General features: G+C 67.9%; 21 protein-coding genes and 2 pseudogenes. 12 read left to right on the plus strand and 11 right to left on the minus strand.

Features of this window, described 5'->3' with window-relative positions; genetic code table 11:
* The first annotated feature begins 822 nt into the window (after positions 1–822).
* The 9 genes from STROP_RS20900 to STROP_RS20940 are packed head-to-tail and all read left to right on the plus strand — an operon-like array spanning position 823 to position 11,917.
* On the plus strand, positions 823–3,480 hold the full coding sequence (locus STROP_RS20900; RefSeq protein WP_012015337.1) for a phosphoenolpyruvate synthase: 2,658 nt from the start codon (positions 823–825) through the stop codon (positions 3,478–3,480).
* Entirely contained in the window at positions 3,477–5,162 is a 1,686-nt protein-coding gene (locus tag STROP_RS20905; protein WP_012015338.1) for an AMP-binding protein, read from the plus strand. The genes STROP_RS20900 and STROP_RS20905 overlap by 4 nt, the downstream gene beginning before the upstream one ends.
* Positions 5,159–6,835 (plus strand): hypothetical protein, encoded by a 1,677-nt coding sequence (locus STROP_RS20910; protein ID WP_012015339.1) that lies wholly within the window; start codon positions 5,159–5,161, stop codon positions 6,833–6,835. The genes STROP_RS20905 and STROP_RS20910 overlap by 4 nt, the downstream gene beginning before the upstream one ends.
* Positions 6,835–7,095, plus strand: coding sequence for an acyl carrier protein (locus STROP_RS20915; protein ID WP_012015340.1), 261 nt, complete (start codon positions 6,835–6,837; stop codon positions 7,093–7,095). The genes STROP_RS20910 and STROP_RS20915 overlap by 1 nt, the downstream gene beginning before the upstream one ends.
* Positions 7,092–8,192, plus strand: coding sequence for an SDR family oxidoreductase (locus STROP_RS20920; RefSeq protein WP_012015341.1), 1,101 nt, complete (start codon positions 7,092–7,094; stop codon positions 8,190–8,192). Before STROP_RS20915 ends, STROP_RS20920 begins: the two co-directional genes overlap by 4 nt.
* Positions 8,189–9,169 carry a nucleoside-diphosphate kinase gene (locus STROP_RS20925; RefSeq protein ID WP_012015342.1) on the plus strand — a complete coding sequence of 327 codons (981 nt, stop codon included), beginning with the start codon at positions 8,189–8,191 and terminating at the stop codon, positions 9,167–9,169. Before STROP_RS20920 ends, STROP_RS20925 begins: the two co-directional genes overlap by 4 nt.
* Positions 9,136–10,074, plus strand: coding sequence for a UbiA family prenyltransferase (locus tag STROP_RS20930; RefSeq protein WP_043535521.1), 939 nt, complete (start codon positions 9,136–9,138; stop codon positions 10,072–10,074). The genes STROP_RS20925 and STROP_RS20930 overlap by 34 nt, the downstream gene beginning before the upstream one ends.
* Positions 10,074–10,961 (plus strand): LLM class F420-dependent oxidoreductase, encoded by an 888-nt coding sequence (locus STROP_RS20935; protein WP_026275164.1) that lies wholly within the window; start codon positions 10,074–10,076, stop codon positions 10,959–10,961. The genes STROP_RS20930 and STROP_RS20935 overlap by 1 nt, the downstream gene beginning before the upstream one ends.
* Positions 10,958–11,917: an AfsA-related hotdog domain-containing protein gene (locus STROP_RS20940; RefSeq protein ID WP_012015345.1), complete on the plus strand. Its 960-nt coding sequence runs from the start codon at positions 10,958–10,960 to the stop codon at positions 11,915–11,917. The genes STROP_RS20935 and STROP_RS20940 overlap by 4 nt, the downstream gene beginning before the upstream one ends.
* Positions 11,918–12,047: 130 nt before the next feature.
* On the opposite strand, the gene STROP_RS20945 is transcribed toward STROP_RS20940, so the two are convergent.
* Both STROP_RS20945 and STROP_RS20950 read right to left on the minus strand, forming a co-directional pair.
* Positions 12,048–12,221: a hypothetical protein gene (locus tag STROP_RS20945; protein ID WP_238380251.1), complete on the minus strand. Its 174-nt coding sequence runs from the start codon at positions 12,219–12,221 to the stop codon at positions 12,048–12,050.
* A gap of 929 nt (positions 12,222–13,150) precedes the next feature.
* Complete coding sequence (locus tag STROP_RS20950) at positions 13,151–13,726, minus strand: helix-turn-helix domain-containing protein (protein WP_012015346.1); 576 nt, start codon at positions 13,724–13,726, stop codon at positions 13,151–13,153.
* Between the two features lie 78 nt (positions 13,727–13,804).
* Between STROP_RS20950 and STROP_RS20955 the strand changes: the two genes are divergently transcribed.
* The 3 genes from STROP_RS20955 to STROP_RS20965 all read left to right on the plus strand — a co-directional run bounded on the left by STROP_RS20955 (position 13,805) and on the right by STROP_RS20965 (position 15,285).
* A complete protein-coding gene (locus tag STROP_RS20955) occupies positions 13,805–14,728 on the plus strand; it encodes an NAD(P)/FAD-dependent oxidoreductase (protein ID WP_012015347.1) in 924 nt (307 codons plus the stop codon).
* Positions 14,725–14,958, plus strand: a complete 234-nt coding sequence (locus tag STROP_RS20960) for a putative antibiotic biosynthesis monooxygenase (protein WP_012015348.1) — start codon at positions 14,725–14,727, stop codon at positions 14,956–14,958. Before STROP_RS20955 ends, STROP_RS20960 begins: the two co-directional genes overlap by 4 nt.
* Positions 14,959–15,024: 66 nt before the next feature.
* Positions 15,025–15,285: a recombinase family protein gene (locus tag STROP_RS20965; protein ID WP_012015349.1), complete on the plus strand. Its 261-nt coding sequence runs from the start codon at positions 15,025–15,027 to the stop codon at positions 15,283–15,285.
* An 88-nt stretch (positions 15,286–15,373) separates the two neighbouring features.
* Here STROP_RS20965 and STROP_RS20970 read toward each other — a convergent pair whose 3' ends face one another.
* From STROP_RS20970 to STROP_RS25900, 9 genes and pseudogenes are all read right to left on the minus strand, one after another.
* Positions 15,374–15,664, minus strand: coding sequence for a hypothetical protein (locus STROP_RS20970; RefSeq protein WP_012015350.1), 291 nt, complete (start codon positions 15,662–15,664; stop codon positions 15,374–15,376).
* A 20-nt stretch (positions 15,665–15,684) separates the two neighbouring features.
* Positions 15,685–16,572 carry a fructose bisphosphate aldolase gene (locus STROP_RS20975; RefSeq protein ID WP_012015351.1) on the minus strand — a complete coding sequence of 296 codons (888 nt, stop codon included), beginning with the start codon at positions 16,570–16,572 and terminating at the stop codon, positions 15,685–15,687.
* Between the two features lie 39 nt (positions 16,573–16,611).
* Positions 16,612–16,810, minus strand: a pseudogene (locus tag STROP_RS25895) (hypothetical protein); the annotation flags it as partial.
* Positions 16,811–16,971: 161 nt separating this feature from the next.
* Entirely contained in the window at positions 16,972–18,039 is a 1,068-nt protein-coding gene (locus STROP_RS20980; protein ID WP_012015352.1) for a CobW family GTP-binding protein, read from the minus strand.
* A 263-nt stretch (positions 18,040–18,302) separates the two neighbouring features.
* A complete protein-coding gene (locus STROP_RS26445) occupies positions 18,303–18,767 on the minus strand; it encodes an HU family DNA-binding protein (RefSeq protein WP_461675685.1) in 465 nt (154 codons plus the stop codon).
* Positions 18,736–18,912: a 50S ribosomal protein L32 gene (gene rpmF, locus STROP_RS24335; protein ID WP_012015354.1), complete on the minus strand. Its 177-nt coding sequence runs from the start codon at positions 18,910–18,912 to the stop codon at positions 18,736–18,738. The genes STROP_RS26445 and rpmF overlap by 32 nt, the downstream gene beginning before the upstream one ends.
* A 33-nt stretch (positions 18,913–18,945) precedes the next feature.
* Positions 18,946–20,055 (minus strand): GTP-binding protein, encoded by a 1,110-nt coding sequence (locus tag STROP_RS20990; RefSeq protein WP_018830711.1) that lies wholly within the window; start codon positions 20,053–20,055, stop codon positions 18,946–18,948.
* Positions 20,056–20,411: 356 nt separating this feature from the next.
* Positions 20,412–20,807 (minus strand): hypothetical protein, encoded by a 396-nt coding sequence (locus STROP_RS20995; protein WP_230582441.1) that lies wholly within the window; start codon positions 20,805–20,807, stop codon positions 20,412–20,414.
* A 64-nt stretch (positions 20,808–20,871) separates the two neighbouring features.
* Positions 20,872–21,198 (minus strand): annotated as a pseudogene (locus tag STROP_RS25900) (Fur family transcriptional regulator); the annotation flags it as partial.
* Between the last annotated feature and the right edge of the window lie 102 nt (positions 21,199–21,300).

The raw sequence follows: 21,300 nt of genomic DNA on the forward strand, positions 1-21,300 counted from the left end.
CACCATTGCCCGTACCGCACCCGACGCGCATCAGCACCCGCCATACCGTCGTCGAAAGTGATTCACGCCACAAGGGAGTTGAGCATCGAATGGCGGAGCCAGCAATCAGTAGCGCCGTTAATGCTCGCCATTTCGGTCGACACGGGAAATCAACCACGATCCTCTCCCGACCTGCGCAGAACCCAAAGGGAAGCAATATGTGAATTGGCCCGGACGAAGACCTCGCCGTCCTCATAACGCACGCCAGAGTGGTGCTAACCGTGGGGCACACAGACATCATCCACAGTTGGTACCAAACCTTGCTCCCACCAGGCATCCGTCACCCAGGATGACGACAGGAGCGCCTGCCGCGACACCCACGCCCCGCTCTCCGGTCACGTGCGGCAAGAGTACGTGGCACCGTTTGGCATCGAGGTTCACGCCCACCTCTTCGCCCCAGTCATCAGGTCGGTTTCTCCACCACGTGATCAGGCACCCGCGGAAGTCAGGTGCAACCCTCATGCGTGCGCAGACAGAACCAGAAAGCGATCAACAGATAGGCCTGACGTGCAGGTTGCCGGCCGCGAGGTTCCGCGTTGGATCAGCCAAACTCGCCGACGACGCAAACTGCTCCAGCCCACCCAGCATACCGGCCGGCCCGCGAAACGAATTCTGCGCGACGAGAGGCACGAATACGTGCCGCAGGTTCATGCGCTCGCCGTTCGACCGCGAGCCGATTGATTATTGCTTTTCGTACGGAGGATGGTCGCAAAAAGCCGCCCTGGACGCTACGCCCAGCGGGACGTCGCATGCCGATCAACACGCACTATCCGAGGAGGAAGGTTGTCAACTGTCGCCATTGAAACCGACGTTACAAAATGGCGAGCTATGGGGGCCAAGGCGTCCAATCTGGCGGCGATGAGGAACCTTGGTGTTCATGTTCCGCGCTGGAGCGCAGTTTCCAGCGATGTCTTCACCGCCTTCCTGGAACGCGTCGAAGGCATCGACGTGTTGCTGACCCAGGGCACCGAGGAACCGGAGCGCGTCGCGGCCGAGGTCACCCGACGGATGCGGGCGACCGTGCTCCCCGACCACCTCGCCGACCCGATCCAGGCGGCGTACCAGGCCGCCGGCGGCGGCCGGGTCGCGGTGCGCTCGTCCGGCCTGGAGGAGGACGGCGACAGGTACTCCTTCGCCGGCCAGTTCGACACCTTCCTCAACGTCAGCGAGGCCGACGAGGTCCTGGACCGGGTCAAGGACTGCTGGGCATCGGCCTTCTCAGCGCGCTCGCTGACCTACCGTCTGCGCAACGGCCTGCCACTGCGCGCGACCGGCATGGGGGTACTCATCCAACAGATGGTGCGCTCGGAGGTCAGCGGCGTGTTGTTCACCGCCGATCCGGCTACCGGTGCCGGCGACCGGTACGTGGTCAGCGCTGTCTACGGCCTCGGCGAGGGCATCGTCTCCGGCGCTGTCGACGCGGACACCGCGACCCTCGAAGCGGCCACCGGTACGGTTCTGGCGACCGAGCTCGGCGACAAGTCGGAGCGCTACGAGCCCGCGGCCGGCGGCGGCGTCGAAGCCGTCGAGGTACCGGACGCTGACCGGGCGCAGCTGTCGCTCGACCGGGTCGACCTTGGCACGTTGTGGGAGGCAGGCCGCGCCATCAGCGACGCCTTCGGTGCACCGCAGGACATCGAGTGGGCGGTCGCGGACGGCCAGCTGTGGATCCTGCAGAGCCGACCGATCACCACCGTGCCGACCGCGAGCAGGCCGGTGGGTGAGCTACGGATCTGGGACAATTCGAACATCGTGGAGAGCTTCCGGGGAATCACGTCCCCGCTGACCTTCACGTTCGCCTCGACGGTCTACGGCGCGGTGTACGAGAGCTATGCCCGATCCCTGCACGTGCCCGAGAAGCAGCTCGCGCAGATGCACGAGTGGTTGCCCGCGCTACTCGGCAGCTTCCACGGTCGCGTCTACTACAACCTCATCAACTGGTACCGCCTACAGCGGATCGCGCCCTTCTACGATGTCAACCGCAAGCTGCTCGAGGTCGCCATGGGCGTGGACGAGGCGCTGCCGGACGAGATCGCCGAAGGGCTGTACCCGTACGAGTTCGACTCGGCCTGGCAACGCCGACGCGCACGAGTTGTCACCTACACGACCTTCTTCTGGAAGTACCTGCGCATGGACCGTGACGTCACGCGGTTCGTCGCCTACTTCTACGAGCAGTACGCGATCTTCGACAAGCGCGACTACGCCGCGATGCCCGCCGACGAGGTGTACCGGGCGTTCCAGGACCTGATCCGCAGCCTGAACAGGCGGTGGGGTCCGATGCAGATGCTCGACTCCACGATTCTGCTGTCGATGGGCATCCTCACGATGCTCGGCCGGCGGTGGCTGCCGCACGCCCCCGAGTGGCTGACGTGGGCCGCCGCTCGGCCCGGCGCCGACGTGGAGTCCGCCGAGCCGGCCCGCGAGTTGGCCGCGCTGGCGGCCACCGTCAAGGCCGACGACGAGTTGCGCCACCTGGTGACGGAGACCGACCCGGCGGCGATACCCGGCGCGCTCGCGGCTGCCGGGCACACCACCTTGCTCGCGGCCGTCGACGCCTACGTGGAGGCGCACGGCTACCGCAGCCCCGACGAGCTCAAGCTGGAGGTGCCGGACCTACACGAGGATCCGTCGAGTCTGTACCTGATGCTGCGCGACGCGCTACAGGCTCCGCCGGAGACAACGAGCGGCGACAGCGCGCAGGAATATCTCGACCAGCACCTGCGGGGGCCGCGACGCTGGATCTACGAACTGACCCGCCGCAAGGTGTCTCGGTCACTGGCGGCGCGCGAGCGGCTGCGGTTCTGCCGGACGAAGGCGTTCGGCTCGGCCAAGCGGATGCTTCGCGCACTCGGCCGGCACCTGCAGCAGGTCGGGGCGATCGAGCGGTTCGAGGACGTGTTCCTGCTGCGCCTCGACGAGCTTGCCGGGGCATACGAGGGCAAGATCGCTCACGACGAGCTACGCGACATCGTGGCGGCGCGTCGGCGCACGCAGGACCGACAGGCAACGATGTCCGCCCCACCGCGCTTCCGGACGTACGGCGCGCCCTACTGGGAGGGCAATCTCGAGGCCGCCGGTTGGAGCGTCGGCCGGGCCACCCGCACCGGCGTCGGTGAACTGCGCGGGACACCATCGTCCCCGGGCGTCACGACCGGGCGGGTCGTCGTCACGACGCGACCTCAGGACGTCAACGGCGGCATCATCGTGGCCTACAGCACCGACCCGGGGTGGGTCGCCGCACTACCGTCAGCGACCGGACTGATCATCGAGCGGGGAAGCCCGCTGACCCACGTCGCGATCGTGGCGCGCGAGCTGGGCGTGCCGACGATCGTCAAGGCCAAGGGTGCCACCCAGGAACTGGAGACCGGCATGACCGTCCGGATGGACGGCGGCACCGGCACGATCACGATCCTCAACGACACGGAGGGGACGTCCGCGTGACCACCACCCTGGCTTTCAGCGATGTGCGCAACTGGCTGGTCGATCCCCGGACCGACAAGGGGATCCGGTTCCTCGGTGACGGAGGCGACTGGGACTACCACTCGTACGCGGACCTGTCTCTCGCGGCACGACGCAGCGCGGCGGCGATGACCGCTGCCGGCGCCCAGCCCGGGGAGGTGGTCTGCCTGCTCATGCCGACGAGCTACCCGACGCTCTGCGCGTACTTCGGGGCCTGGGCCGCGGGCCTCACCCCCTGCATGATCACCCCACCCAGTCTCACCAGCAGCACCGAGTACGTCGAGCTCGTCTCGAGCATTCTGCGTCGGGCGCAACCGGTACTGATGATCACCACCGAGCGCTACCAGGACATCGCCGACTCGGCTCTGGCCGCGGCGGACCTGCCCGGCCGCGCCTTTCTACACAGGGAGGCAGAGGAACCGGTCGAGGTTCCCAAAGCCGGCCCCGACGACCTGGCGATCCTCCAGTTCACCTCCGGCTCCACCGGCGTCCCGCGAGGAGTGCCGGTCACCTGGCAGAACCTCGCCGTCAACGTCTCCTGCACCCGGGCGTGGAGCGCCTGGGGCGAGGACGACTCGGTGGCCTCCTGGCTGCCGCTCTATCACGACATGGGCCTCGTCGGCACGCTACTCGCCGCCGTCTGTAGTCAGGCCGACCTGTGGCTGATGCAGCCCGCGCAGTTCCTGCGCGACCCGGGCAGATGGTTGGAGTGCATGACCCGGGCCACGATCACGGCCGCGCCGCCGTTCGCATACGAGTACGCGGTGGAGCGGATCTCCGCAGAGCGGATCGCCAGCTGGGACCTGTCCGGATGGCGGACCGCGTTCGTCGGCGCGCAGACCATCAACCCCGCGGTGCTCGACAGCTTCGTGGAGGCTACCGCCGCTGCGGGCTTCAACCGCGGCACGCTCACCCCTGCCTTCGGGATGGCGGAGACGACGCTCGGGGTAACCGGCACTGACCACGGTGTCCCTCCGCTGGTGGTGCAGGTGAGGCCGGACACTCTGCGATTCGGCCAGCGGGTCGAGTTGACCCGGCAGTTCCACCTCGGTGAGGAGCCGGTGCCGACACGCAACGGTTGGCTCACCGGCTGTGGCGGCCCGCGCCTCGGCACCCGGATCAGCATCGTCGACCAGGATGGCGTCGAGTTGCCGCCAGGCCATCTCGGTGAGATCAAGGTCAGCGGGGAAACGGTCACCGCGGGCTACACCAACGACGCCGACTCCGGCGGCACCCGCTTCACCCCGGACGGCCTGCGCACCGGCGACGCCGGGTTCCTCCACGCCGGCCAGCTGTTCGTGCTGGGCCGGATGGGCGACAGCCTCAAGATCCGGGGACGCAACGTCTACGTCGAGGACCTCGAGGCGGCGGTCGTCGGGGCGACCGGCCTGTCCCCCAGTCGCTGTGTGGTGATCAGCGCGCCGGAAACCGAGCGTGCCGGCGTTCTGCTGCTCGTCGAGGGCGGGCGCCGCGGCTGGGAGGAGAGCGCCTACCACACCCTCCGCTCCCGCCTGGGTGTCGAGCCGCGAGTCCGGTTCGCGGTCGGAAGCCGTGGCCTGATCCAGCACACCACCAGTGGAAAGCCACGCCGCCGTGACATGTGGCAGCGCCTCCAGGAGGGAACCCTGAAAGCGTCGATCGTCGAGCCGGAGGTCCCCGCATGATCCTCGACGAGGCCGAGATCAATTCACTCGCGGCCGAGACGCTGGAGCGTATCGGTCACCCCAGAAGTGTCGCGCTGATCCTGGAAGGCTCCATCGCCGAGGGTTTCGGCAACTCTCGCTCCGACATCGACTTCCTCCTGATCGCCGACCAGGAGGCCGACCTGCCGACGATGCCCACGATCTTCTTCATCGCGGGACGTCGGGTGGAGATCCGCACCCGATCCGTCGGCCAGATCGTGGACCACCTCCGAGAGGTCAACGGGTACGTCGAACGCACCCCGCGCCATGTCGCCACACTGGACGAGCACCTGCTCAACCGGTGCCAACGGCTACTCCGAGCGCATGTCGTGTACCGCCCGGACCTGGTCGAGAAGATCCGTGACCACCTCGCGTACGACGACTTCGCCGTCGTCATGACCAAGTGGTGGGCGGAACACGCACGGCAGTCCATCCGATACTCCATCGCGCTGCTCGCCCTGGACCAGGTGGAGTCGGCCGCCGTGTGGGCCCGGGCGGGACTTCAGCAGGCCGCCAAGAGCTACCTGGCACGCCACGGCGAGACATACTTCGAGCCGAAGTGGCTCTCGCTGCAGCTCGACCGGCTCGCCGGGGATCCGCTGGTCGAACGCTACTGGCAGACCATCAACGCGGAGCCCGGTGCCGGCGGGGAGATCGAGCACACGCGCGACTGCATACGCCTGGTCGCGGAGCTCGGCGTGCCGGGCTGCGCTGATGATCCGCAGCGGCTGGTCGTTGCACGAGTGCCGGCAGTGACCACCTGGCAGATCGACGACCAGGTACATCTGGTGCGTGACCGACGTGACGTGTTCGTCCTCGGCGACGCCGCCACACGGGTGTGGCGGTGCATCGTCTGGGGGCGACCACTCGCGGCGCTGAGGGCCGACACCGAGCGGACGGGCGTCGCCGACCCGGGTGAGCTGATCGCCGCCTACCTCCGGTACGGCCTGATCCGGATCACCTGGCAGGGTGCTCCGATCTCGCCACGGATTCCGATGGCCGCACCGCTCGGCCCCATCACCCCCGCCCCGGCGGCCAGCAGCCCGATCCTGGGTATCGCCGGCGCCGAGCCGCCGCATCCCCGCGCGATCGCGTTGCTACCGCTGCCGGCGCCGCGCTTCGCCGCCGCCGCGATGGCACTGATGTGGGGCAACTTCATGATCGAAAATGCTCTGGAGGACCTGCAGGGCGCACTCGACCGCGAACAGTGGAGGGTCGCTGCACTCACCACGGTGCGCGCGGTCAACGGCGGGCTGCGTGCCCTGCTCAGCGCGCACGGTGTGAGTCCGTTGCCGCCGGATCCCGAGCTGCTACACCGACTCGATCTGCTGTCCGACGGGCACTCGCATATCCGTGTCCTCGCCGAACGGCTGTACGCGACCGTGGCCACGACCGAGGAGGAGGCCCGGCTTCTGCTCACCCTCCTGCACGAGTACGTGACCAATATCCGGAAGGCCTCGGGCGGAGAGGCGTTCCCGTCGTCGTTCGACTCCGCGGACGGCTGGCAGCGCACCCTCGACATCGGCTACGACCTGCTGCGTCTCGGCGCATATCTGGACCAGCAACTCCCCCTCGACGAGGCGCAGGACCTGCTCTCCAGCGGCGGTGTGCAGCCGCACGCACGGGCCGGCGCCGCAGCAGCACAGGAGACGTGATGGACAACGCGTTCGACGAATCGACCGGTTACGCGATTATCGCCGCGATGGCGCCGCACCCACTCCCCCGCATCGGGGCGGAGACCCATCTGCGCGACGACCTGATGTTCGACTCGATCCGGCTGATCGAGCTGGCGATAGCCCTGGAACGGCAGTTCCTGCTGCCCTCGCTCGACCTGAACGAGTCGACGGACCTGACGACCGCCGGAGACGTCCTGAACCTGGTTCGGCAACAACTGAAGACCGGAGGAGGGGCATGAGCACGCCGAAGCGGATCCTGGTCACCGGGGCAGCCGGCCTGGTCGGCGCCGAGGTCTGCGCCCGCCTGCTGAAGGCCGGGCACCGAGTGTCCGGCCTGGTGCACCACACCCGAGTGCTGATCGCCAACAACGGCCGGGCCGTCGCGTCGGCGACGGACGACAGGGCGGGCACCGTACGGCTGGTCACCGGTGACGTCACCGTTCCACGGCTGGGCCTCGACGACGACACCTGGACGGACCTGGCGAACGGGCTCGACCTGATCGTGCATTCTGCTGCGATCACCGACTTCGGTCACCCCCGGGAGGTCTACCAGGCGATCAACACGACCGGCACGGCTCACGTGCTGGAGCTGGCCCGCGAGCGATCCACCCCGCTGGTGCACGTCAGCACCGCCTACGTGTGCGGCGAACGGGACGGCATGATCCTGGAGTCCCAGCTCGACGTCGGGCAGCGGTTCGGCAACCCGTACGAGGAGAGCAAACTCGCCGCGGAGCAACTGGTGCGAAAGGCCGCCGCGGAGAGCCTGCCAACCGTGGTGATCCGGCCCAGTGTCGTCGTCGGCGCCGCCCGCACCGGCGCGGTCCGTGACTTCAAGAACCTGTACGTCGTGCTGAAGCTCCTGTCCGAGGGTCGGATCGGCTCGATCCCGGGCTACTTCGACGCCTGCGTCGACCTCGTGCCGGTCGACCATGTGGCGGCGTTGATCACCGCTGTGGTTGACGACTTCGACCGGGCCAGGGACCGCACACTGCACGCCGTGGGATCGTCGGTGCGGATGCGCCACATCTCCGATGTGCTCGCCGAATACCCATCGTTCCACGTTCCCCGCTACATCGCCCCGGCCAACTTCGACCCTGCCATGCTGTCGGACCTCGAACGCGCCTACTGGCACCGGGTCATGTCGCTGTACGAGAGCTACTTCCGCCGCCAGCAGCACTTCGACGACACCGTCGCGGCCGGGTTCCGAGGACACAAGCGACTACCCAGCGGGCCGAACCACCTCCGGCGGATCATCGACTACGCGGTCAGGGCCGACTACCTCGGCGCGCCCCTGCCGGGCGTGGCGGAGGCCCTGAGCCGGGTCAACCAGCGATGAGCAGTATCGCGGCCTACGGACCGCCGTTCCCCGAAGGCCTGACCCACGATCCGGACAAGCAGCGTTATCACGGCACCGACAGCTACTTCCTGGAGGCGTACGAGCAGCTGTCCACGCTGACACCCGACCCGGTGCGATTCGCGTACGAGCACGCCATGCTGTTGATGAAGCCTGATGCGGTGGCGTCGCGTTCGATCGAACGTGTCATCGAATGGCTGCGCGAAGCACACTTCCGGATCGTGGCAGTGCGGCGACTGCGGATGCGCCGTGAGTCGGTCCGGGCGATCTGGCACTACCAGCTGAACCGAGCGACACCCCAGCGCTGTCTACTCGCTGACGCGCTGTGTGAACAGTCCGACTCGTTGGTGATCCTGGCCCGCCCCGCCGACCCCGTCGATGTGCCGGCCACGGTGGCGCTCAGCGTCAACAAGGGACCGGCCGATCCGGCGCGGCGCCGTCCGGGCCAGCTGCGTGCCCGGCTCGGCGACTTCGGCTTCCTCCTCAACCTGGTGCACGCCTCGGACGAGCCGGCCGACCTCGTCCGGGAGCTTGGCATCCTGCTGGAACACCGGGAGCGACGCGCACTGATCGGCCAGGCGCTGGCGAACACGGACCAGCATGATCAGACGACCGCGATCGCCCGAAAGCTGTACGCCGCTCACCCCCCGCATGACCTGGACTTCGTTGCCTCGACCCGCCGCCTGACCAGGGCTGTGCAGGACCTCCTCGCCACGACGGCCCTGCCGGACGAGGTACGCCGGGCCCTGTGTCGCACGCTGGCCTCGACGAGCAGCGAACCGGCGAGCTGGGCGCCGCTGGTCAACGTGATCTGGTCGGCGGACCTGCCGCTCAACGGTTGGGATTTCATCGTGGTGGGCTGCCACGCGGTTTCGCTCTCTCGCCCAGGGTACGGACAGCTGCTGGCCGGAGCCGATCCCGGCCGGTGGCGGTCCCTGGCCACCGTGGCAGCGTCATGAGCAGCGCCGTCGGGCAGGCCCCGGCACTGCTGCGCTACCGCGCGTTCCTGGGCGCTGTCTTCGCGCCGGGAGTGCACGTCACCTACGCAGTGCTGTGGGCGTGTGCATACGAGGCCGCCGCGGTCATGACAGCGGGGGGCGTCTGGCGGCCGTCGGTCGGGTCGCTGGTCCGAGCCATGACGATCATCGTGGTCCTGCTACACCTGCGGCTCGCCGACGAGCGTATGGACGAGTCGTACGACCGGATCCACAACCCGGACCGTCCGCTGATCACCGGTCTGGTCAGCGTGCGCGAGCTGCGCCGCGCCGGTTGGGCGACGGCCGCCCTGGCGATCGTCGTCAACGTTCCGCTCGCCCCCTGGTCGGCGGTGACCGTGGCGCTTCTCGTGGGCTACACCGAGCTAATCACTCGGCTCACGCTGCACTCGCCGAGGCTGCGTGACCGGGCGCTGCTCTACATCGTCGTGGCGTACCCGGTGCAGTTGCTGATCGGTGTCTACCTGTACACGTCCGTGACCGGCGCGAAGGTGGTACAGCCGGGGATCCGCCCAGCCCTGCTGATCATTGTGTTCGCCGCCGCGTTCCTGCACTTCGAGTTCGCCCGCAAGACAGTACGCGATCCCCGCTCCGGGGGCCGGACATACTCGGCCACCGCACTCGGGATCACCGGCAGCGGTGTGCTCACGCTCGGCTGGGCCCTGCTCGCGTGCACCCTGCTGGCCGCGATCACCGAGCCGTGGCACATGTCGGACGCGGCGCTACTGCCCTACGTGGCTCTCGTCTTCCCGGTCGCGGGCGCCTTCTCCTACCTCAGCGGCAGGGAACAGAGGTGGCCCACGTCGCTCGCCATGCTCTATCTGATCGTGCTCGACGCGGCGCTCGTCACCAGTGGGTGGCTCGGATGATGGAGATCGGCGTGGTCCTGCCCCAAGGCGAGCTGCACGGCGGGCCACGAGCCCTACGCGAGTATGCGAGCGTGGCGCAGGAGCTGGGATTCCGGCACCTCCTCGCGTATGACCACGTGCTCGGTGCCGACCCAGCCGGGCATCCGAACTGGCAGGGTGTATACGACGCGGATGATCCGTTCCACGAGCCGCTGGTGCTCTTCGGCTACCTCGCGGCGGTGTGCGACCTCGACCTGGTGACCAGTGTTCTGGTCCTGCCGCAACGACAGACCGCGCTGGTCGCCAAGCAGGCGGCCGAGATCGACCTTCTCTCCGACGGCCGGCTACGGCTGGGGGTTGGCATCGGCTGGAACACGGTGGAGTACGAGGCTCTGGGCCGGCCCATGCAGTCTCGAGGTGAGCGGCTCGACCAGCAGATCACCCTGTTGCGGTCACTATGGACACACCGGTCGGTCAGCTTCGAACACTCCGGGGAACGAATCGTCGCGGCCGGGATCAACCCACGACCGAAACGGCCGATTCCCATCTGGATTGGCGGCGCCAGCCCAGCTGCCTACCGCCGGGCGGGTCGTACCGGCGACGGCTGGATGCCCCGCCTCCAGCCCGGGCCGGAGCTCACAGCGGCCCGAATGATCGTGACGAAGGCGGCGGAGGCAGCCGGTCGACCCCCCGAGGCGATCGGCATGCACGGCCGGGTCCGCTACCTCGACGGCGGCGCGGTCGGTGTTGCCGCAGCGGCCCGCCGGTGGCGTGAAGCCCACGCCACACACCTGGCCGTGAGCACGCTCGGCGCCGGATTCACGTCGCTCAGCGAACACCTCGAAGCGCTCACCGCGATCGCCCGCACGGGACTCCTCGACGAGAACATGGAAGGGCCCAATCGATGACCGACACCCGGCTACTGACCCAGCCTCACACGACCGTCGAACCGGGGGCTGTCCATCGTCGTCATGCTGACACCGTCTTCCTCGCCGATGTCCACCCGGACGGCACGGACGGATATGTGGCGACGGCGTTGCTGCCCGAGAGCCACACGTACTATTCAGCACACACCGCGGAGGCGAATCGTCGTCTCGATCCGATGCTGCTACTGGAGGCCTGCCGGCAGGTCGTCATCTACATCGGCCACAACAGCCTCGGCCTGGCCAACGACACCCGATTCCTGATGGACTCCTGCGAGATCTCCGTGCCGGCCGACGCGTATGTGCAACGGCCCGACGGCGGTTCGACCACGCTGACGATGCGCGTCACCGTAGCGGCGGTCCGGGTCGGCAGCCGGCTCCGCGCGTTCACGTCCCGGTACGAGCTGTCACTCGGTGCGGTGCCGATCGGATCAACAGTCATCACCTCGTCGGTCGTGTCCCCGGCCGCCTACACGCGGCTGCGCCGCCGGGCTTGCGGCGGGTCACCGCCGCCTTGGTCCGACCAACTGTGCCCGTACCTGGACGGGGCGGTTTCCCCCTCGACTGTCGGCCGCCTTGTACCCGCCGACGTGCTGTTGGCCGAGGTTCGTTCTGACTCGGATAAGACCACCGCACGGGTGCTGCTGCCTTTCGACCACCTGGGCTTGTTCGACCACCGGCAGGACCACGTTCCGGGAACCCTCCTCATCGAGGCGGCCCGTCAGCTCGGCGCCGCACTCAGTCCCGAGCCAGACGCGGCGGTGATGACCGGGCTTGCCGGCACGTTCGATGCGTTCGTCGAACTGGACGCTCCGGTGCACCTCGTGGCCCGGGCAGGCACGACTGACGATGAGCGGTCGGTCGAGGTGGTGCAGGGCGGCACCGTGCTCGCAACGATCAAGGTTGCTACCTCCCGAGCACACAGCGGGCCGCCAAGGTGATCATCGATGGCACCCTGTCGACGACACGGCCCACGTAGCGAGGAACAGCGTGTGCCGTGCCAGAACTCTGTTTGTGGCTGTGAGCTGGCGCTTTGAAGATCTGGTCAGGCTGCCCGGTGGTATTCGTTGATCACGCCGCCGAGGCGTTGTCGCGTCGTATCCGAGTGTCCATGGCGATGACGACGGCCGAGTCGTGGTTCGGTGGTCGCTGTTGCCGGCCTTGATGCGGGCGGTGATTGTTGAAGTGGTTCACGTACTCGCCGACCACCGTGAGGGCGTGTCGTTCGTGGTCGATCAGCAGCACCTGGGCAGCGTTCCCACGGTCCCGAAAGCCACGGGATCATCACCGCAGACTTCTTCGAAACGACCACCCTGACCGGTGCCCGCCTCCACGTCCTCTCGACCACCAACCATGCCACCCGGCGGATCCGAATCCTCGGTGCGACCGCGCACCCCACCGCGGCGTGAGTGGCACAGACCGCCCGCAACCTGGTCACGGACCTCGAAGACACCGACTGCCAGGTGAAATACCGATCTTGGAGGAGATTCGCAAGCTCGTACAGTCGGTGTTCTCGGGACTGTCTTTTTGGTCATCGAGGATGCGGAGGCTACGGCTCCAGCGTTCGACGACACAGTTCGCCTGTGAGGTCCGGGGTCGGGTCTTGACCACTGGGATGCCCTCGGCGGTGAAGACATCAGCGAAGGCGGTGTGTACTTGGCGTCGCGGTCGCGGACGGGGATTGGAAACCGGTGGGCGCGCTCGCCCCAGATCGAAGGTGAGGTTTGCGGGCCTGCTGGGTCACCCGCTGCCCGGTGGCGTGCGTGGTGACGCCGAGGAGATGGACCCGTCGGGTGGCTACCTCCATAGCCACCAGCAGGTACAGGCGTCGTAGCAGGATCGTGTGGATGTGGAACACAGTCGATGGCCAGCAGGCCAGTGGCCTGGTTACGCAGGAAGGTCCGCCAGCTCGCGTCCTGCCGGCGCAGCACCGCAACCTCGCGCCGCAGCGCGAGGACCTCGATCAGCAGCGCCCTGTCGTCACGCCGCCGCCCGCGCCATCGCGGGGCCGATGACTGGCCGGATGTCGCGCAGCCTGGCGGAGGCGTCCCCTCCCAGACGGCGTTCTGCCCTTCGGTAACCGGTCGGCTGCCGAGACCCACTCGCGCCTGCGCCTGCGGCCTCGGGACGGTCCGCCTGCCTGGCACTTTCACGAGAGTCGGGCGCTGACCCACTCAGGTCTTCGGCTTGGCACGCACGTGCATGCGTTCGCCTTGGCGGCCGAGGATGCTGAGGATCTCCACCGGGTGGTGTCCGGTGCTGCCGAACCAGTGCGGCAGCCGGGTGTCGAACTCGGCGGCTTCGCCGGTGCCGAGGACGATGTCATGATCGCCGAGGACCAGCCTGAGTCTTCCGGCCAGGACATAGAGCCATTCGTAGCCCTCGTGGGTCTTGGGCTCGGGCATCGACTGGTCGACTGGGATAATCACCTTCCAGGCTTGCAGGGATCCGGGGTGCTGGGTCAGCGGCAAGACGGTACGGCCGTTGACCTTGCGCGGCTGCAGGCGCACGCGAGGGTCGCCGATCTGGGGTACGTCGACGAGTTTATCGAGGGGGATGCGGTGGGCCGCGGCGATGGGCAGCAGCAGTTCCAGGCTCGGCTTGCGCTGCCCGGCCTCTAGCCGGGACAGTGTGCTCTTGGAGATTCCGGTCGCTTCGGCGAGTTCGGCCAGGGTCACCCCGCGTTGGGCCCGTGCCCGCTTCAGCCGGGGGCCGATTTCGGCCAAAGCCGCGCTGAAAGTGTCGTTCACCTACTCATTGCACCTCAGCATTCCCGGATTCGGCAACTAACATCGCCATTTCCGCCGGGGCCGCCGCAGACTTGCGGCATGAGCGAACATGACGTGGTGATCGTGGGCGGCGGCGCCGCCGGGCTGAGCGCGGCACTGGTCCTCGGCCGGGCACGCCGCAGGGTGGCGATCGTCGACGCAGGAGAGCCGCGTAACGCACCGGCCCAGCACATGCAGGGTTTCCTGTCGCGTGACGGCATGCCGCCGGCAGAACTGCTCGCGGCGGGCCGGGCAGAGGTGACCGGGTACGGCGTCGAGCTCATCGCCGGCACGGTCGACCGGATCGAACTCGGCTTCGCCGTCCAGCTCGGCGGCGGTCGGATGCTGGCCGCCCGAAGGGTCCTGGTGGCTACCGGCCTGCGCGACGAGATCCCCGATATTCCGGGCCTTCGTCAGCGATGGGCGCGAACAGTGCTGCACTGCCCGTACTGTCACGGCTACGAAGTCCGCGACCAGCCCCTCGGTGTCATCGCCTCGGCGGAGCACGCCCTGCTGGTCTGCCAGTGGTCGCCTGATGTCGTCTACTTCCCGCACACCAGCACCGTCAGCGACGAGGACCGGGCCAGGCTGACCGCCCGCGGCGTGCGCATCGTCGAAGGTGAGATCGCCTGCATCGCCGACGGAGAGGCGCAGATGGCCGACGGGACCACCGTCGACCGGCAGGCGTTCTTCGTCCGTCCGCGCTTCGTGCCGACCTCGAACCTGCTGTCCGGCCTCGGCGCCGCCGTGGACGCCGGTGGCTGGGCCGTCATCGACTCAACCGGGCGCACCAGCGTGCCTGGCGTGTGGGCTGCCGGCAACGCTGTTGACCCGCGCGCGCAGGTGATCACCGCTGCGGGGCAGGGTTCCGCCGCCGCGATCGCCATCAACAACGACCTCGTCAACGACGACGTCGCACAAGCCCTCACGGTGCTCGGGTCCGACCCGGAACCGACTTTCTCAAAAGGAATCGCCACATCATGACCGACAACACGCCCAAGCGGATCGGCCCTCCGCCCCGCCATCACCTGGCCATCATGATCTGGATCGCGGTCTTCCCGACTCTCACCGTCCTGAACCTGCTTCTCGGCAGCGCGCTCGAGCAGGCACCGACAGTCCTGCGCACGCTGATCCTGTCCACCATCGCCGTGCCGATCGTCATCTTCGGCCTGATGCCGCCGCTCCAGCGCCTCCGGCTTTTCCTGCTGAGGTAACCGCACCTCACGCCCTGGTACACCCGTAGGTGTCGACAATCAACGGAGGAAGCGACAGGGCGGGTTATGGCGGACCTGGTCTACACCCGGGTCTCCACCGACGAGCAGAGCACACAGCGGCAGACGTATCTGCGCACGGAGGCTGGGCTCACCGACAGCGCGGAGGGCGTGTGGTTGTTCAGTGATCCGGCGAGCTCCTCGAAGATCCCGGCGTTGGAGCGTGCCGGCTTCCGGAAGCTGGGCGGCTACGCCCGGCCCGGTGACCAGTTGACCGTCGCCACCTGTGTCCCTGCCCGTCTATTGGCGTCCGTTAAGAAGGTTATCTAATTCGCCGTGGCGCCGCTGCCGCAGCTCAGACCATTTCTGATCGTGTTCGCCCGAAGGGACTCGAGCCCCTGACCTTCTGATCCGTTGACTAGCTTTGGATGCGCCCAGCGCCTTGCAGTCGGTGGACTGTGGCATCCATCCGGCTGAGCACCTCCGTTTCGGTTACTCCGGTGGCCGCGGCGAGCTCGATGGCCAGTAGGCGGGAGACCGTAGCGAGGCCGACGACCACCTCGAACGGGTCCGGTTCATCGTGCAGCGCCTGCTGGAGCGCGGTGTCGGGTTCGCGATGCTCGGCCGCCCAGGTGGTGACCACGCGCAGGCCGGATCGCAGGCAGCGGAACTGTGTCGGGGAGAGCCAGGAGCCGGTCTCGCTGCTCATAATCGTCAGCTCGGTCGAGGTCAGGCGATCGAGGCCTGGTAGATGGACTCGATCGACGCATCGAGGGCGCGGTCGAACTCCTCGTCACTCTGCTGCGCCGTCAACCCGTCCAGCAGGGCCCGGCTGAAGCTGGCGATGAGGCCTGGGTTGCGAGACAGGCGCGCGTTTGCCTCGTCCCGGCTGTAGCCACCGGAGAGAGCGACGACGCGGGCAATCGCAGGGTGAGCGGCGAGATCGGTGTAGAACCCGTCGACGGACGGAATAGTGATCTTGAGGGAAATCTTCTGCTCACCGAACGCGTCCAGCCGCTTCATGATCGCCGCCTTCAACAACACTTCGGCCTCGGCCTTGTCCGGGGCCTTGATGTCGACCTCGGGCTCCACGATCGGCACCAGGTCCGCTGCGAGAACGCGCTCGGCGATCTCGAACTGCTGGGCAACAATGCGATCGATCCCGGCTGCGTTCGCCGAGTGGATGACCGACCGCTCCTTCGTGCCGAAGACACCTGCTGCGCGGGCACGGTTGAGCAGCTCATCGAGGGCCGGGATCTCCCGCATCACCTGGACGCCGTCCTGCTCGTCCTGCATACCCTTGTCGATCTTCAGGAAGGGCACGATGCCCTTGTCCTTCCAGAGGTAGTCGACGAACCCGCGCCCGTCGATCTGACGGTCGAGGGTGCCCTCGAACAGAATCGCGCCCAGGATCCGCTCGGACGTGAAGGCACGGCTAGTAACGACACGTACCCGTGCGGCATGGATCAGGTCGAACATCTCCGCCTGGGACGAGTACTCGGATTCGTCGACCCCGTACAACCGCAGCGCCTTCGGCGTGCTGCCGCCGCTCTGGTCCAGCGCGGCGATGAACCCGCTTCCGGTCTCGAATCGGGTGAGCTGCTCCTGGTCGGGCAAGGCGCTTCCTCTCGTGGCGGTGATCTGGTCGCCGCCAGTCTAATCGAAAATCGTTTTCAGTACAGACTGTCGCGCGAAGTGTGGCCCTACGGGCGGCGGGCACGTTTCCTGCCGAGGCGGCGCATGCGGGTCCACGGCGAGGGTCAGGCCGAGCAGTTCGCCGGGCGTGGGCGAGACGGCCGTCGGCCAGCTCGTAACGGGTACGCCGCCCCTCGGGCACTCTTACGAACAGCCCGCACCGAGAAGTGGCCGGTCCACGACGCCGCTCTGCGCGCGGAACCGGCCAAGGCGGGTCTGGTCGCGGAGGCGCCCGACGACAACCCTGCTGCTCGTCTTCTGGCCGCGCGGCCAGCGGTGGCTCGCGCGGGGGGGGCCAAGGCTGGGCTCCGAAGCCGTGGGTCATCTACTGAGGACGCGGTAGCGGTGCAACCGTCGGAGCCCGGCAACGTCAGGCCGGTCTGCCGGCGTGGTCGCAACGGCGTCCAGACGCTGCTGTGCGGCGAGTTGGTCCAGGTGCATGCCGATCGCGACGAGTTCGCCAACCAGGGGCGGCTCCGGTAGCGGGGTGATATGGATCAGAGTTCCGACGACATGGACGGCGAAACCCCGCTCGGCCCGGTGACCGCGCACCCGCACCCGGCCCTTGAGCCGGTAGGCACCCGAAGGCGGATGTTCGACCAAGTCGATCAGCAGGCTCGGAGAGACAGGCTGCGTCAGCTCTGCAGCGGCCGCTCGTGCGTGGTCGTGGTCGTGGTCGTGGTCGCTCTCGCGAATGAGCTGGGCGAGCGGAAGCTCGTCGACCGGGTCCTCGTCGGCTGCGGTGTCGAACACGAGCATCGGATCGATCCGGCTGTGGCGGGCGGTGATGACCTGCACGTGCGGGTTGCGTCGTCGTACCCGTTCCCGAATCCGGTCGAGCACCCGTTCACGGTCCGCAAGCGGCAGTAGATCCGTCTTGTTGATGACGACGAGCGTCGCCGCTGCGTAACGAATGGGCGGCTCCGGCCGGAGGTCCACGGTGCGGAAATGTCCGATTGCATCGATCACCTCGACAAGGCCTCCAGGCCGGGTCTCTTTGGCGCTGCTGCCGACCCTGATGAGACGAGCGAGATGGACCGGTTCGGCCATGCCGCTGGCTTCTACCAGGATCGCATCCAGCCGCAGCCGAGGCCGGGAGAGGCGATGAAGCGCGTCGAGTAAACCGCCTGCGTCGGGCAGGTGGCAGATGCAGCCGCCGGAGATGACTGCGGCTTCGTCGACCTGCCCGGTCACGAGGGCTGCATCCACGTTCAACGTACCGAAGTCGTTGACGACAACGCCCACGCGTGCGCCGGGCCGACGAAGCAGGTGGTTGAGCAGGCTTGTCTTTCCCGCGCCCAGATAACCGGTTAGCGCGATGACCGGCACCCGGCCCGAGGCGCCCCGTGTGGAGGCGGTGTTGCCGGAGGCAATCTTCGCGTCAGCCACATCGCCCTCCCATCACGGCGAGCGTCCGCATATCGTCCGTTAGACGGACGGGAGGCGGGGTGACAATTACGAGGATGGCGCGTCTCACCGAGGCCTCCTTTACGGGCGCGGCGGGCGGTCGGCGGACGATCCGCCGACCGGGATCGTCCCCCCGTCCGCGCGGTCGGCGGCTGCCATCCTCAAGTCCTTCAGGATGGCAGCCGAACCCGTCATGCTGCCCCATCGGGCGACAAGGGAATTCGTGATGCCGACAAAAGTCGACGCTACCGCGACACTTCGTTCTTGAGCGCGGTGGCTGGCTTAAAGCCGGGAGCCTTGCGGGCGGCGATCTCCATCGTCTCCCCCGTCCGCGGGTTGCGTCCGGTGCGGGCGGGTCGGTCTTTCACCTCGAACGTGCCGAATCCCGGGATCGCGACCTTCTCGCCATCGGCGAGTGCATCACTGATCGCCTCCACCATTGCGTCGAGCGCCGACTCGGCCGCAGTCTTGGTCAAGCCGGCCTTTGCGGCGACGGTCTCGACGAGTGTCCGCTTGTTCATGCAATTCCCCTCATGAGAACTAATAGTGTGATCTTGGCGCCTTGTCCGGGTCGTGCCTGTCAAACCTTGCCGGGATGCAGTCGTGCGGAGGGGAGGTGAACTGTGGCTCTCACGGCTGTTGCTGATGAGTGCCGATGTCCGAACGAGGGACGACGGTTCAGCGCAGGCCGCTCGGGTCGATGTACCCACGTTGCACAGCCCGGACGAGGCGACGGGGAACGTGATAGGTCATGCCGCCTACCTGGACGGGCACGAGGTCGACCGGTGCCGCTTTCCAGTTGGCGCGGCGGTGGCGGGTGTTGCTGCGAGACATTCGCCGCTTGGGGACAGCCATCGGGAACTCCTTCGGAACAGACAGTTTTTCAGGTCAGGCGACTCGCGTGATCGGCCCGAGCCAGGGTTCCAGCCCATCCCAGGGCTCGTTCCACACCCGGCCGCGGGTCGCCAGCTCTTGATCGGTGAGCAGACAACGGTGGAAAGCGTGAACGATCTCAGCGGACCGATCATCGAGACCGACAACGGTAATGCGGGTCACCGGCTGACCGCGGTTCCACGTCCGGCCGGACCCGATTCTCGCTTGGCCTCCGGCACCGTCCCAGACACAGACGGCGTCGGGCCGGGTGGGCACCCAGAAGCAGCCCCGGGAGCGGCGTGGCCCGCCGCCGAGGTTGACCATCTCATCGTGGAGTCGGACGGGGTGGAACGACCGGTCGGATTGCAGGTCAAGCCGCCAAACCCCACTTGGGCCGAGCGGGGGGAGGGGGCCGCGTCGCACGGTCGACACCCAATGCTCGGCCGATTCGTGGTGGCGGGTCCCCGTCGTCAGGGCGACCGCGTCGAGCGCCGACGGGTCGGTAACCACCGGTACCCGCGGCCGGGCCAACGCTCGGACGAGGGCAACCTCGTCTGGATCGGGCTCGCAGGTAAGGCTGACCAGGTCGGCGTACTCGACCATGGCGCTGGCCACCTCGGCGACGCCCCGGTGGTCGTCCTCGGCGGTGGCGACACCCCGCTCATCGAGCAGGTCGTCGCCGAGCAGGTCGTCAACGAACGTGGTGCCGTCGAGCGCGGTGACGACGGCGGCGATGGCGACATGGGGGGCGTTGCGTGGGGCCCAGCACACGACCCGGCACACCTGAACGGCTTCAGCAGCGATCGGCAGGCAGGCGACGATGCTCTTCCAGTTCCCCCGGGCGGCGAGCCGTTCAAGGGTGGGCACGATGTCTTCGCGGATCGCGCAGGAGACGCAGGCGTGAGCGAGGCTGATCTCCTCGTGCTCGAGAATGCCGGTCAGGTCGCTGACAACGCGGGTGAGAACCTGACGCCCGACGTCGATGGTATGGCGCACTGAGACGGCTTGCGGCAGGCCGAGTTGGAGCGACATGGAAGCCGCCAACATGGCACTCTCCTGCACGCCGCTGACCAGGACCACCGGAACCCGGCGCCGGGAGAGGCGCGGGCGGACCTTGTCCGTCACGCGGATGCACCGCGGTTCTCGAGGTCGCGGGAACGGCCGCTCCACGACCGGCTGCCCGGCCCCGGATACGCGGACATCATCCATGGGATGGAGGGGCCGACCGTGCCGCTGATGACGGGGGCGTCAAGGCGGCAGGGGTCTTGCTTCACGATGAGCTCCATATCGCGTAAGGATAACGGTTTTCATTATACCCAAAGGTGGAACGCCACACCGACGGACAATCCGCTCGCGGCCGACGCCAGCAGGGCTTCTTCGGCCTCGGGTACACGCGCCACCGTGATCACCATCGACGCCGGGCGGACGTCGGTGTCGCCACGACCGGGCCGAGCGCGGCCAGCACCATCCGCCTCGGGTTGCTACGCAGGGCCTGCGGGGTACCCCACCGGTCGGCAGAAGGCATCTCCCGTAGCCGCGGGAGAGCAGGATCGGCAGCGCAGCCACCAGGAAACCCGCCGCGGCCCCCCAGCCCCGCGCATCAGGAGGAACCCGGCGGTCACGACCACCACGGTCAGCACCGGCGACCCCGCGACGAGCAGGATAAGCAGCGGACCACCGTAGCCGACCGTGACCGCCCCCACGTAGGCGTCGCCGGACGGGTCGACCGACTGCGGTCCATCGGTTTGCTCACCGCCGCCGACCTGGACGTCTGGGACCGCCTCCTGGACCCGGCCGACGAGGAACGGCTCGGTCACCGCAACGACCTGTTCCGCCTCTCCGCCCGCAGCGTCCACCTCGGCGTACGCCCTTGACACGCCATGACCAACAACCTCGTTCCGGACGCACAGTTACGAGGCGCGGGCCTGGCGTCCCCCGCGCACCGGCAATCTCCAGGGAGTGTCCGACGTCGGTGAAGCCGTGCTGAGCGGCTACCTGGTCGGCCCACCGCTCCACGGCGGGCCCGGCCGCCTCCACCGTGCGTCCGCACTCACGGCAGACCAGATGGTGATGATGCTGACTCTGGCCACACCGGCGGAACAACTGCTCGCCGCCGGGCAGCCGGGTGGAGTCCACCTCGCCGGACTCGACCAGCAACTGCAACGTGCGGTACACGGTGGCGAGGCCGACGCCCGCGTTGCGGGCGAGCAGCATCTGGTGCAGGTGCTGCGCCGAATGGAACCCCTCGGCCTCCCGCAACAGGGCCAGCGCCTCGCCACGCTGGCGGGTGTTGCGGTCACGTTCGGCCTTCCTGGATCACCGGGATGCGTCCTCCTGTGCTGGCGGCCATAGCTCGAGGGGCGCCCACCG

This window comes from Salinispora tropica CNB-440 (genome assembly GCF_000016425.1).
GTDB classification, from domain to species: domain Bacteria; phylum Actinomycetota; class Actinomycetes; order Mycobacteriales; family Micromonosporaceae; genus Micromonospora; species Micromonospora tropica.

Coding starts and splice junctions, on each gene's coding strand:
- STROP_RS20910 (WP_012015339.1), top strand. CDS start 5,159: ATGATCCTCGACGAGGCCGAGATCAATTCACTCGCGGCCGAGACGCTG.
- STROP_RS20915 (WP_012015340.1), top strand. CDS start 6,835: ATGGACAACGCGTTCGACGAATCGACCGGTTACGCGATTATCGCCGCG.
- STROP_RS20920 (WP_012015341.1), top strand. CDS start 7,092: ATGAGCACGCCGAAGCGGATCCTGGTCACCGGGGCAGCCGGCCTGGTC.
- STROP_RS20925 (WP_012015342.1), top strand. CDS start 8,189: ATGAGCAGTATCGCGGCCTACGGACCGCCGTTCCCCGAAGGCCTGACC.
- STROP_RS20935 (WP_026275164.1), top strand. CDS start 10,074: ATGGAGATCGGCGTGGTCCTGCCCCAAGGCGAGCTGCACGGCGGGCCA.
- STROP_RS20940 (WP_012015345.1), top strand. CDS start 10,958: ATGACCGACACCCGGCTACTGACCCAGCCTCACACGACCGTCGAACCG.
- STROP_RS20955 (WP_012015347.1), top strand. CDS start 13,805: ATGAGCGAACATGACGTGGTGATCGTGGGCGGCGGCGCCGCCGGGCTG.
- STROP_RS20960 (WP_012015348.1), top strand. CDS start 14,725: ATGACCGACAACACGCCCAAGCGGATCGGCCCTCCGCCCCGCCATCAC.
- STROP_RS20965 (WP_012015349.1), top strand. CDS start 15,025: ATGGCGGACCTGGTCTACACCCGGGTCTCCACCGACGAGCAGAGCACA.
- STROP_RS20970 (WP_012015350.1), bottom strand. CDS start 15,664: ATGAGCAGCGAGACCGGCTCCTGGCTCTCCCCGACACAGTTCCGCTGC.
- rpmF (WP_012015354.1), bottom strand. CDS start 18,912: ATGGCTGTCCCCAAGCGGCGAATGTCTCGCAGCAACACCCGCCACCGC.